10 protein-coding genes and 1 pseudogene are annotated in these 11881 nt (G+C 68.4%); 5 read left to right on the top strand and 6 right to left on the bottom strand.

The annotated features are described in order from the left end of the window. The first annotated feature begins 202 nt into the window (after nucleotides 1-202). Entirely contained in the window at nucleotides 203-1471 is a 1269-nt protein-coding gene (locus DFR50_RS20200; protein WP_170153305.1) for a glycosyltransferase family 4 protein, read from the top strand. 22 nt (nucleotides 1472-1493) lie between these two features. Here the strand turns inward: DFR50_RS20200 and DFR50_RS20195 are convergent, their stop codons facing one another. From DFR50_RS20195 to DFR50_RS20175, 5 genes are all read right to left on the bottom strand, one after another. Continuing rightward, nucleotides 1494-2219: a nucleotidyltransferase family protein gene (locus tag DFR50_RS20195; protein WP_425376083.1), complete on the bottom strand. Its 726-nt coding sequence runs from the start codon at nucleotides 2217-2219 to the stop codon at nucleotides 1494-1496. 25 nt (nucleotides 2220-2244) lie between these two features. Continuing rightward, nucleotides 2245-3810: a tRNA (adenosine(37)-N6)-threonylcarbamoyltransferase complex ATPase subunit type 1 TsaE gene (gene tsaE, locus DFR50_RS20190; protein WP_113891062.1), complete on the bottom strand. Its 1566-nt coding sequence runs from the start codon at nucleotides 3808-3810 to the stop codon at nucleotides 2245-2247. A 93-nt stretch (nucleotides 3811-3903) separates the two neighbouring features. Further along, complete coding sequence (locus DFR50_RS20185; RefSeq protein ID WP_113891061.1) at nucleotides 3904-6462, bottom strand: PAS domain-containing sensor histidine kinase; 2559 nt, start codon at nucleotides 6460-6462, stop codon at nucleotides 3904-3906. Nucleotides 6463-6743: 281 nt separating this feature from the next. Beyond that, nucleotides 6744-7778: a tryptophan--tRNA ligase gene (gene trpS, locus DFR50_RS20180; RefSeq protein WP_113891060.1), complete on the bottom strand. Its 1035-nt coding sequence runs from the start codon at nucleotides 7776-7778 to the stop codon at nucleotides 6744-6746. Between the two features lie 120 nt (nucleotides 7779-7898). Then, on the bottom strand, nucleotides 7899-8429 hold the full coding sequence (locus DFR50_RS20175; protein WP_170153304.1) for a glycine cleavage system transcriptional repressor: 531 nt from the start codon (nucleotides 8427-8429) through the stop codon (nucleotides 7899-7901). A gap of 309 nt (nucleotides 8430-8738) precedes the next feature. On the opposite strand from DFR50_RS20175, the gene DFR50_RS20170 reads away from it, so the two are divergent. Together DFR50_RS20170 and DFR50_RS20165 are read left to right on the top strand one after the other, a co-directional pair. Then, the gene (locus DFR50_RS20170; RefSeq protein WP_245427988.1) at nucleotides 8739-9944 is read left to right on the top strand and encodes an aromatic ring-hydroxylating oxygenase subunit alpha; all 1206 of its coding nucleotides are present in this window, start codon (nucleotides 8739-8741) and stop codon (nucleotides 9942-9944) included. A gap of 329 nt (nucleotides 9945-10273) precedes the next feature. Continuing rightward, nucleotides 10274-11122, top strand: coding sequence for an SDR family NAD(P)-dependent oxidoreductase (locus tag DFR50_RS20165; protein ID WP_113891094.1), 849 nt, complete (start codon nucleotides 10274-10276; stop codon nucleotides 11120-11122). Between the two features lie 73 nt (nucleotides 11123-11195). Here the strand turns inward: DFR50_RS20165 and DFR50_RS32205 are convergent, their stop codons facing one another. Then, nucleotides 11196-11354, bottom strand: coding sequence for a hypothetical protein (locus DFR50_RS32205; RefSeq protein ID WP_170153303.1), 159 nt, complete (start codon nucleotides 11352-11354; stop codon nucleotides 11196-11198). On the opposite strand from DFR50_RS32205, the pseudogene DFR50_RS33120 reads away from it, so the two are divergent. Both DFR50_RS33120 and DFR50_RS32615 read left to right on the top strand, forming a co-directional pair. Next, nucleotides 11353-11478, top strand: a pseudogene (locus DFR50_RS33120) (nucleotidyltransferase domain-containing protein); the annotation flags it as partial. The gene DFR50_RS32205 and the pseudogene DFR50_RS33120 overlap by 2 nt on opposite strands. Before the next feature lie 196 nt (nucleotides 11479-11674). Next, nucleotides 11675-11860, top strand: coding sequence for a HEPN domain-containing protein (locus tag DFR50_RS32615; RefSeq protein ID WP_210208982.1), 186 nt, complete (start codon nucleotides 11675-11677; stop codon nucleotides 11858-11860). The last annotated feature ends 21 nt before the right edge of the window (nucleotides 11861-11881 follow it).

The following is an 11881-nucleotide window of genomic DNA, read 5'->3' as shown; positions in this document are numbered from 1 at the left end:
TGTTCACGCTGTGTCAGACGCCTGCAGGAGGTCCGCTCAGAGCGTGTCCCGTTTATCCGAATGATTGCGACCGGTCGACCTCCCTTCACGCGAGCGCGGACGGTCTCGCCTTGGCGGTTTCGCGACTCTCCGCTAATTGAGTTTGATGACGCTCCACTTTGACTTGACGGACGTGGCCGCCCATGCGTCGGCGTGTCGTTCCATGACCGGCGTGCAGCGTGTTCAGATCGAATACGCTCGCTATCTTCTCGGCCATCGCGAACTCAGCGTCGACGTGTTCGCGAACCTGCACGGCGCCCATGCGGATCTCGCGCCTCTCTTTCAGGACCCGCATTCGCTCGGGGACGAGGCGGTCTTTCTGCAGATTCGCCGCCTTTTTCAACTGGCGCCGCCGGTTGGATTTTCGCGCCGGACGTTCGCCGACGCCCGGGCGAACGGCGCACTGAAGGTTCGCAGCGCGACAGCGCGGCTGCGAGACGCGGTGGCGTCGCCGATGCCCCGATTCGGCCCGTCCAGCTCTCTCTACGTTGGCGGGGCCTTCTGGGCGCATCCGCGCAGCGTGCGAATCTACGAGCAGGCGGCGAAGGCCGGTTGCGATGTCGTGGTGCTGTATCACGACGTTCTTCCCATCGTCGCGCCCGACCTGGCGAACAGCAATTGCCGCCCGCTCTACGAGCGCATGCTTCGGCTGCCGACGCGCGCGCTGACCGTTTCGAAGCATTCGCAGGCCCAGATCGAACGCGCCCGCCATGCCGTCGGCGCGCCCCGCAATGCGTCCCCGGTTCGGATCGTGCCGCTGGCGCACGAGTTCTCGGCCGCCCCGCGCAATTTTGTCCCGGACGAAGCGCCAAGCCCGCGCGTCGCCGCGCTCGACCGCGACGGCGAGCCCTTCGTCCTCTGCGTCGGCACGATCGAGGCGAGAAAGAACCAGCTTCCCCTGCTCGGCCTGTGGGAAAAGCTCGCGCGCGAGATGGGCCCCGGCTGGCCGCGGCTGGTGGTGGCCGGAAAGCGCGGATGGCGAGCCAGCGAAGCGATTCGCGCCCTCAGGCGCGGCGATCCCGCGGGCCCTTATGTCTGGCTCGAGACGCCGACGGACGCGGAACTCGCCTTTCTCTACGCGCGGGCGAAATTCACCGTCTTTCCCAGCCTCATCGAGGGCTGGGGACTGCCGATCGGAGAAAGCCTCTGGTTCGGCAAGCCCTGCGTCGTGTCGAACACCTCCTCGATGCCGGAAGTCGGCGGGGCGCTCTGCTCCTACGCGGATCCGCACGCAATCGACAGTTTCGCTTCGCCGATCATCCGGCTCGTCCAGGACGCCGAATTCTTCCGGTCGTCGGTCGCGGCCATTCGGGCGAGCCGCCTGCGGACCTGGCGGGAGTCGGCCGAGGCGCTGTTCGAGGCCCTGACGCTGCACGAGGGCGTCCGGACGACGAGCGCTCGGACGGCCGACGAGCGCGAGGCCGCCGTCTAGTCGCCCAGCCCGGGTCGCCGACTCACAAGATCGATCGTTCGATCGCCGCTTCCGCTTCGGCGATCGCTTCCGGGCGGCCGACGTGCAGCCACAAACCGTCGAGGCGAACGCCGTAGAGCCGGCCGCGGGCGGCGGCGGCGTGAAAATACGGAGCGAGGCGGACGACATCGCCGGTTTCGTCGGCGAACAACCGAGGCTTCTGCATCCCGACCCCGGTATAGACGAAGGGCGCGACATGGCGGTCGAGGCGGGACCCGAGCCGTCCGTCGCGCGTCATGGTGAAATCGCCCGGCCAGTCGACGCCGACCGAGCCGGCGCTCGCAGCCACCAGGAGCGCGATGTCCATGGTCTCCGGATCGAACGCCTCGGCGAGGCGGGCGATGTTCGAGCGCGGCCCCTCGATCCAGAACGCGTCGGTGTTGCAGACCAGAAACGGCGCCTCGCCAAGCAGCGGCAAGACCCGCTTGATGCCGCCACCCTGGTCGAGCAGCTTGTCGCGCTCGTCGGAGATGACGATGCGCGGACGCTCCCGGCGCGCGAGATGCGCCTCGATCTGATCGGCGAGCCAATGGACGTTGACGATCGCAGTCTCGACGCCGTTTTCCGCCAGCCGATCGAGACAATGGTCGATGAGCGCGCGGCCGCGAATCCTGACGAGGGGTTTGGGCAACGTGTCGGTGATCGGGCGCATGCGCTGCCCCAGCCCCGCAGCGAACACCATGGCCGTTTTGGGAATCGGCGCGCTCATCCTCATGGGTTCCCGAAGGCCACGATCAGGCGTCCTGCGGCCCGAAATTCGGGCCGAGCGCGCGCGGCAGGTGCGTTTGATACCAGAGCGCCACCGGGCGAAGCAACGGATGAGCGAGGTTTTTGGCGAGGTATCGCTCGATCCGGGGCAGATGACGGAGGTATTGCGGCTTGCCGTCGCGCTTGTCGAGCCGGGCGAAAATCCCGAGGATCTTGGTCGTGCGCTGCGCGGCCATGGCGGCGTAGGAGGCCGCGAAGCGCTCGGCCGCGAAAGCGGGAGACGCCGTTTTTCGCAGCCGCACATAAAACGCCATCAGCCGCATCTCGAGGTCGTCCGGCACATCGATCCGCGCGTCCTGGAGCAGCGAAGCCAGATCGTAGGCCGGCGGGCCGATGACCGCGTCCTGGAAATCGATCAGGCCGATCCGCGCGATTCCGGTGCGCCCGGGCAGCCAATGCAAGTTCGGCGAGTGGAAGTCCCTGAGCGTCCAGGTGGTCGGTTCCTCGAGAATGGGCGCCAGAATCTCGCGCCAGGCGGCGAGAAACTGCATGCGGGCGCCCGACGGCACCGCCATCCGGGCGATGGAGGAGGCATACCAGTCGACGACCAGTTCGACCTCGATCAGCATCGCCTCGACGTCGTATGCCGGCAGGCGATAGGTCTCGCTGCCGACCGGAAGCGCGTCGGGCAGCGCGCGCCCGTGCAGGTCGGCGATCAGCGCCACCGCTTCGGCGTAGCGCGCGGGGTTCGGCGCGCCGGCCTCGGCGACGGTCTCGGCGCCGAGGTCCTCGATCAGCGCCAGCCCGTCGTCGACGCTTCGCGCGAAGACTTTCGGGGTCGAATAGCCAAGGGCCCGCAGCCCCTCGGCCATGGCGAGAAAGGCGCGGATGTCGGGGGAGAGCTTCGCGATCGCGGCATAGGGCTTGCCGAAGCGGATGACGGGACCCTCGGGCCGAGGCGGCGACACCATGAGAATGGCCGTCGTCCCGTCGGGCCTGGTGAGGCGCTCGTACAGCCGCACCGACGCGTCGCCCTGCACGAACTCCCGCCGCGCCTCGGTCCACCCGGCGGCGTGCAGGAGGGTCCCGACGCTGAGCGCACGCGCCAGGCGCCGCCCCATCCGGCCGCGACCGCGCATCTCGAGCACGCGCGCCTCGATCCCGCGCGCGGGATCGAAGCGGATCGTCACCTCGAGCCGGTCCGCCGGAAGCGCTTCCGCAACGCGCTCGGGCCACTCGACGATGGCAATCGCGTCGTCGATCGCCTCGCTCCAGCCGAGGTTCTCCAGTTCGGCCGGCCCGCGCAGGCGGTAGAAGTCGGCATGGACAACGGCGCCGCGGGGCGCGTCATAGACCTGCATCAGCGTGAAGGTCGGACTCGGCGCCTCGAGCGAAGGATGTTCGGCGAGGGCGCGCACGAGGCCTCGGGCGAATGTCGTCTTGCCGGCGCCGAGGTCGCCCGAGAGCGCGACGAAATCGCCGGGCTCGAGCCAGGCCGCCTGCGTTGCCGCGAGCGCCAGCGTCGCGGCCTCGTCCGCCACCTCGAAGCGCCACACTTTCTGGGGACCCTCGTCCCGCGAGCGCTCGGTCATGGGCGTTCGCCGGAGCGAGACGCCCGCTCGCGTCGGCGAGGTCCGGGCGTAAGATGGGCGCAGCGGCGCGCGTCGGTCATCGGTCGCCTCCCGTCAGCGCGCCATTCTCGGCATTGCCGAGACGGCGCCGGCTTCCTCGATGGCCGCAGTGGCGCCCGCCGGGTCGACCGGAAAAATGCAGGTGACGGTCGTGCCCTCGTTCGGGGCGGTGTCGATCAACACCCGGCCGCCGTGCAGCTCGACGAGCGCCTTGACGATCGACAGCCCGAGGCCGGGTCCGCGGTGGCGCGAGCCGTTGGGGAAGGTCTCGAACCGGTGGAACACCCGCTCGATCATTTCCGGCGGGATGCCGCGTCCGCGGTCGCTCACCTTGAACACGATCTCGTCCATGCGCCGCATCGCGGCCAGCGTCACCGTTTGGCCGGGCTCGGAATAATTGATGGCGTTGGACAGGAGGTTGAACAACGCCTGGCGGACCCGTCGGCCGTCGGCGGTGAAGGCGCCGACGCCGTCGGTCGTCACCATCCTGAGCTCGATCGACGCCTCGTCGAGCCGGTCCTGGACGCCCGCCGCGGCGGCCCGCATCGCATCGGCGACGTCGACCGGCTCGAGGCGCAGCTCCAGCGCCCCGGCGTCGATCGAGGCGAGGTCGAGGATGTCGTCGATGATCGCGAGCAGCGCGTGCGAGGAATTGGTGATGAAGCCGGCGTATTCGAGTTGCTTCGGGTTGAGCGGCCCGACGCCGCCGGCCGCGAGCAGCTGGGTGAAGCCGATGATGTTGGTCAGCGGCGTGCGCAGCTCGTAGGATACGTGGTTGACGAAGTCGTTGCGCAACCGCTCCGCCGCCACCAGCGCCTCGTTGCGCTCGGTCAGGGCGCGCTCGACATTGGCGCTCGCCGTGACGTCGAGGAAGGTGAGCAGGGTCGCGCCGTCGGGCAGCGGCAGGGCGGCGCAATCGAAGGTGAGGTCGTCGATCCGCTCGAGCCGGGCCGCGAGGGTGGCGCGATGTTCGTGCAGGCCGACCACCATGCCTCTCAGTTCGTCCCACTGGGCGGGATCGCGACAGAGCGCGCGGAACCCCCCGGCGATCGCATCGACGTGCGGATGGTCGCTCAGGCGCGCCGGATCGATCCGCCACACCTCGGCGAACACGGGGTTGAACAGCTTCATGCGCCCGTCGGCCCCGAACACCGCCACGCCTTCCTTGAGGGCGTCGAGCGTCTCGCCTTGCACGTGCGTGAGCGCCGTGACCTGCGAGGCGAGGGCATAGCTCTGGGTCGCGTCGTCGAACAGATAGGTGACGCCGCCCTTGGGGTTGGGGCTGGTGACGACGCGCAGCGCGCGCCCGTCCGGCAGGTACCAGACGAACTCGCTCGGCTCGAGCGCCTGGTAGGCCTCCATCAGCTTCGCCTTCCAATCGCGGAAATCCACTTGCTCGGGGAGGCGCCGCGTGGTCCGGAGCCGGTCGAGGATCTCGCCGTCGGTCGGATGGGTGTCGAGAAACGCCGGCTCGAGCGACCACATCTGGCTGTAGGCGGCGTTGTGGAAGGTGAGCCGCTTGGACTTGTCGAAGATCGCGACCCCGGTCGACAGCCGGTCGATGGTGCGGGCGTAATCCTCCTCGTTGCGCTCCATCTCGGCGCGGAGCGCGGCGGCTTCGGAGACGTCGTAGGCGACGCCGGCCGAGCCCTGGGGCACGCCGACCTCGGCGACCTCGAAGGTTCGCCGCTGGCCGCCGACGACGGCGGCGACGCGCCGCCTCCAGACGCCCGACTGGCGCAGCGCCGCCGCCGCCTCGCGCCGGACGCCGGGATCGAACAGGTCCGCGCCCTGATCGACGGCGGCGATTTCGTCGGGCGCCTCGACGGCGCGCGCATAGGGAGCGTTGCACCAGAGCATCCGCCCCTCGGCGTCGCGCCCCCAGGCGAGAACCCCCGCCTCCTCGAGCGCCCGGCGCTCGGCGGCGACCACCGACTCCGTCTCCGCCACCTTCTCGCGCAACCGGATCGCCTCGAGGCGATCGCCGCAGACGTCGCGCACGCGCACGACCGCGCTGCCGGAAACCGGACGGCCGACGATGTCGAGATGGCGTCCCCGCGGTGTCGCCGCGGACAGGGAGAAGGCCTCTCCCCGCCTCAATAGCCGGGTCGTCGCCTCTTCGACCCGCGCCGCCGCGCCCGGCTCGAGCCACGACGCGAAGCGAAGGACCTGTTCGGGGGAGGAGGCCTCGGCGACGATGCCGAGGTCGCCTTCGATCGAGGGCTCCGCGTCCGGGCGCTCCCAGGCGATGACGACCTGCGGTTCGCTGCGCGCAATCAGGATCGCGCGGTCCGCCCGGGCGGCGGCCTCGGCGAGTTCGACCTCCATGTCGCCGAGGCGCCGCGCCCAGGCCCGCCGCGCCCCGATGTGAAACACCGCCATTGCAGCCAGCGCCGCCGACACGACCACGAGCGCGGCGAAGGCGGCCTGGGACGAAGCCGGAAACGAGGTCTGCGGCGGCGGCTCGAGGCCGCGAAGCATGTCGTCCGCACGCGCCCCGGCGGACGCCAGAAACGACACGTTCGCCATGGCGACCGCGCGCGCTCGACGGATCGTCCGCGCCCGCCCTTCCGGTCCGGCGAACCTTCGCGCGCTGAACCCCCGCAACGACATGGCCTCCTCGAGAGCCCGGAGGCGCGAGAGGCGCGTCCGGCCGACCCGCGCCCTCCGCCAGGAGTTCCGAATCAGCTCCGGAACAGGCTTACGAAATGTTTGCCGGAAAGTCGTTAACCACGAATGCAGGCGACCAGGCGGCCAAATCGCGGCAGGATGCAATATCTAGCAGGGCAAGACGAGTAGATCGCAACATCTATGAAGTTTACGCAACGGCGGCCGGATTCTCCGGCGCCGCGACGCGGCAAAAAGAATTCCGGTCGCGAGCGGGCGCCCTGGCGTCAGCGGATCAGGCCGAGAATGTCCTTGACGGCGTCCATGTTGGGCCGCGCGATCGCGCGCGCCTTCTCCGCGCCCTCGGCGAGCACGGTGTCGACATATCCCGGGTCGGCCGCCAGCCGCGCCATTTCGGTCCGGATCGGCGTGAGCTTTTCGATGGTCACGTCGGCGAGCGCCGTCTTGAAGGCCGAGAACTGGCTGCCGCCGAACTCGTGCACGATGTCGGCCTTGGAGCGGTCGGTGAGCGCGGCGAAGATGCCGACGAGGTTCTCCGCCTCCGGCCGGCCGGCCAGTCCGTCGAGATGGCCCGGCAACGGCTCCGGGTCGGTCTTGGCCTTGCGGATCTTCTGGACGATCGTATCCGCATCGTCGGTCAGCGCGATGTAGGAATTCTCCGACGTGTCGGACTTCGACATCTTCTTCGACCCGTCGCGCAGACTCATCACCCGCGTCGCCGGGCCGAGGATCACCGGCTCGGGCAGCGGGAAGAACGCCTCGCCATGTCCATGGGCGGCGATCGACTCGGCGAAGTCGTTGTTGAATTTCTGGGCGACGTCGCGGGCGAGCTCGAGATGCTGCTTCTGATCGTCGCCGACCGGAACGTGCGTGGCGCGGTAGATCAGAATGTCCGCCGCCATCAGCACCGGATAGTTGAACAGACCCACCGACGCGTTCTCGCGATCCTTGCCCGCCTTGTCCTTGAACTGGGTCATGCGGTTGAGCCATCCCATGCGGGCGACGCAGTCGAGCGCCCAGGCGAGCTCGGCGTGCTCGGCGACCCGGCTCTGATTGAAGATCGCATTGCGCCCGGGATCGATGCCGCAGGCGATGAACGCCGCCGTCACCTCGCGCGTGGTGCGGGCGAGTTGCGCGGGCTCGTGCGGCAGGGTCATCGCGTGCAGGTCGACCACGCAATAGATGCAGGGCCGGGTATCCTGCAGCGTCACGAAGCGCTTGATCGCGCCGAGATAATTGCCGAGGTGGAGGTTGCCGGTCGGCTGAACGCCTGAGAACACCAGCTCGGGGAAGGTCGCCATCGTCTTTCGCTTGCCTGAGGTCGGTTTCGCAGGGCGCTCTTATCGCCACCGGGGCCCCATGGCGCAAGGGGCCGCCGATTGTCGCCGATTGTCGCAGGACTTGCCGCTGCGGCTTGTGCGTCAGGCGCGCCCGTCCGCCTCGCCGAATGTCAGGTCCACCATGATCTCGCCGGCGAGCCGCTCGAGGCTCCGGCGCAGTTCGTCGAGCGGCAGCGTTTCCGGGGCGGTGAAGCGGGCGTGCGCGCGGAACATCTCGACGCCGGTGAAAGCGGCGCTTTCGAGTTCGCTCTCGAATTCCACGATGTTCACCCCGAGTGCGTTCAGGGCTTGCGTCACGTCGCGCACGATCCCCGGCCGCTCGTTGCCGAGAATATCGAGCGTCACCACGCGCGGCTGCCGCTCGCCCTCGTCGCGCGCGCCCCGTTCGATGGTGAGGGTGAGCCCCGCCGTGGCGAGGCCGCGCAGGGCCTGTTCCAGCGCCGAGGCGCCATTTTCGGGAACGTTGGCGCGCACCACGCCTGCGAACTTGCCGGCGAGCCTGACGGAGCGGCTTTCGAGCCAGCTGCCTCCGGACGCGGCGATCGTCTCCGCCACCGCATTGATGAGACCAGGCCGGTCGTCGCCGACAAAGGTGAGAACGAGCGGGATCATGCGAAGGCTCCTCGGGGGCGACGTGGCGGCGCGCATCTTAAGTCATCGTGGGGTCGCCGCAAACGCGACACGGGCGCAGAGCCGACCGTCGAAAGCGGAATGACGCGCCGCGCCGCGATGCGTCGCGATCCCAACGCCATGACGCAATTGTCGGTCGCCATCTGCAAAGTCGGCGGCCCGGCGCATTGTCGCCGGCTCGCCCGCAGGCGTAGTCTGGCTGCGCGAAGTTCGCGCGCGTTCGCGCGGATTCGCCCCACCCCCGCTGCAACGAGGCGAACACTTGCGCCCTGACGAGAAGGTCCCGGTCCGGTGAAAGGCTATCGCAAGGGCTACGCCCTGCCGAGGGATTGTTACGTCGATCCAGACATCTACCGCCGTGATCTGGATGCGATCTTCTATTCCGACTGGATCTTCGCCGGACACGATTGCGAGATCGGGAAAATCGGCGACTTCTTCACCTTCAGGATCGGCGACTATCCGATCGTCGTGGTGCGCGGCGAGGACGGAGCGATCCGGGCGTTTCACAACAGCTGTCGCCACCGCGGCTCGCGGATCTGCTCGGCGGCGCGCGGCTCCGCGGTTCGGCTGGTGTGTCCCTACCACAAGTGGAGCTATGATCTCGAGGGACGGCTGCGTTTCGCCCGCGACATGACGAAGCCTTTCGACGCGGCCGAACTCGGACTGAAGTCCGTGGCCTGCGCGAGCGTCGCCGGCTACGTCTGGGTCTGCCTTTCGTCCGATCCTCCCGACTTCGCGACGTTTCGCGCGACGATGGAGCCCTATTTCCGGCCGCACGCGATCGCCAACGCCAAACTCGCGTTCGAGAGCACGATCATCGAAAACGGCAACTGGAAGCTCGTGTGGGAGAACAATCGCGAATGCTACCATTGCGCGCCCAACCACCCCGAGCTCTGCCGAACGTTTCCCGAAGCGCCCGGCGTCACGGGAGTCGAGGGCGGCGGCGACGACCCGCTGATCGCTGCGCACTGGGAGCGGATGGAGCGCGCTGGCCTCCTCAGCCGCCTGCATTTGTCGCCGGAGGGGAATTATCGCATGGCGCGCATGCCGCTCTTGGGCGACAGCACCACGATGTCGGGCGCCCCGGCGGTGCGCCGGCCGCTCAGCCCCGACGTCATCCAGCCCGGAATCGGCTCGCTGCTGATGTTCAACTATCCGAGCAACTGGAATCACGTGCTCGGCGACCACGCCGTGACGTTTCGGCTGCTCCCGATCGGGCCGATGCAGACGATGTTGACGACCAAGTGGCTGGTCAACGCCGAAGCCGTCGAGGGCGTCGACTATTCGGTGAAGGACCTGACCGAGGTCTGGCTCGCGACCAACGAACAGGATCGCCGCATCGTCGAGGAGAACCAGATCGGCGTCTGCTCCCCGGCCTACGAACCCGGTCCCTACAACCCCGTCCACGAGGGCGGCGTCATCCAGTTCGTCGAATGGTGGGTCGCGACGATGGCGCGGGCGGATGGCGAGAAGCGGGGGCAGGCCGGCGCGACCTGACGTTTTCGAGGGTGTCGGCCCTCGTCCTCACCGGCGGCTCGCGCGCGCCGGTTACGCAGTCGCGGCCGGCCGTACCCCACATCTTGCCGGGTATCCTGCGGCTCAGGCTCTTGTTTTCGGGCGCCGCTTTCGACGAAGACAAGTCCTGCGCCTTCGGCCACGCTGCGGCGCCTTGACGCGTCGCGGCGTTGCTGCATGACTTGGGTCGGCCGCTTTTCGCGGCGCCATGAACGTTTGTTCCGTCGCGAAGGCGCGAGACGGCCGACGTTGCCGATGATTAGAGACAAGCCTCTGATTTCGTAACGCAAAACAATTCGGGAGGAATGGTCATGAAGGACCTGGCCAACAAGACGGCCTTCGTCACCGGCGCCGCGTCGGGGATCGGACTCGGGATCGCGACCGCGCTCGCGCAGGCCGGCGCGAAAGTGATGCTCTGCGACATCGAGGAAGCCGCCCTCGACAAGGCGGTGCAGGGGCTGAAGCGAACCAACGCGGACGTCGACGGGGTAAAGGCCGACGTCTCGCTCAAGACGGAGCTGGACGCCGCGGCGAAGGCGACGCTCGCCCGCTTCGGCAAGGTTCATATCCTGGTCAACAACGCGGGCGTCGGCGGCGCGGGCCCCTACGGGGCCTGGACCGACGACGATCTCGCGTGGACGGTCGGCGTCAATCTGATGGGAGTGCTCTGGGGCATCGAGATCTTCGGCCCGCTCATCGAGAGCCACGGGGAGGGAGGACACATCGTCTCCACGGCGTCGATAGCCGGACTCCTGTCGCGGGGCAGCCTTCCGTACAACGTGACCAAATACGGTGTCGTTGCGATCTCGGAAGGCTTGCGGATGGAGTTGGCGCCGCGCGGCGTCGGCGTTTCCGTGCTCTGCCCCGGCTTCATCCGCACGCAGATCATGACCTCGCGGCGAAACGAGCCGCCGCGCTTCGACCGCCCGGATCGCGCCGCGCTCGCGAAGGCGGAGGCGTCCGAGTTGCACCAGTTCGTCCGCCAGCGGGTAGAGACCGGCATCGACCCCCTGTACGTGGGCGAGCTCGTACGCGAGGGAATCGAGGAAGACCGGGCCTATATCTTCACCGACACCGAGTTCGAGCCCTATATCGAGGCGCGTTTCGCCGCCATCAAGCAGGGCTTCGACGCCATTCGCGGCCGCGAGCCGAGGCGCTAGCCGGAACCGTCGAAGGAGCCGCGGGGCGAGACGGGCGCGCGGCCCCGACCCGGGGTTCGAGCCACGCGCCGCCTCACAGAATGAACCGGCTCAGGTCCGCGTCGCCCGCGAGGTCACGGACCTGACTTTGGTCGATCTCGACCGCCTCGCCGAATCCGTCGGCGGCGCTGAAGCCGACGCGGGCGGCGCTACGCTTGCCGTACGCCGCCCATGCGGAGTAAGATCGAACCATGAACAGAAGCCCGGCCGACGATCCGATCCTGACGCGGTTCCGGGCCGCGCTCGACGAGGCGTATGGGCGGCGGCTGGAGCGGGTGGTGCTCTACGGCTCTCGCGCCCGCGGCGACGCGGGTCCGGATTCGGATTACGATGTCGCCGTTTTTCTTCACGACATGCCCGATCGGGCGGCCGAGCTGATCGACTCGCCGATCTCGGGACCGACATCCTGTATGAAACCGGAGAACTCGTTCACGCGATGCCCTATCTGGCGGGAACGTACGACGACCCGCGCATGCCGCTCATGCACGAAGTCCGTCGCGAAGGCCGCGATTTGTGAAGCCGCAGTCGGCCGCTTTTCTCGGAAAGGCGCGGGAGCTCCTGGAGCAAGCCGAAACGGTCTTGCGCGTCGGCTATGCCGATGCGGCCGGCCGAACCGCGTACCTCGCGGGTTTTCATGCCGCCCAGGCTCTGATTTTCGAGCGTGAAGATCGCGCTTTCAAATCGCACAAGGGCGTGTAGGGCGAGTTTGCCCGGCTTGCG

The sequence above is a fragment of the Roseiarcus fermentans genome, from assembly GCF_003315135.1.
In the GTDB taxonomy this organism is placed as follows: Bacteria; Pseudomonadota; Alphaproteobacteria; order Rhizobiales; family Beijerinckiaceae; genus Roseiarcus; species Roseiarcus fermentans.
The sequence above is the reverse complement of the archived record's forward strand: the minus strand, read 5'-3'. Positions and strand labels throughout refer to the sequence as shown.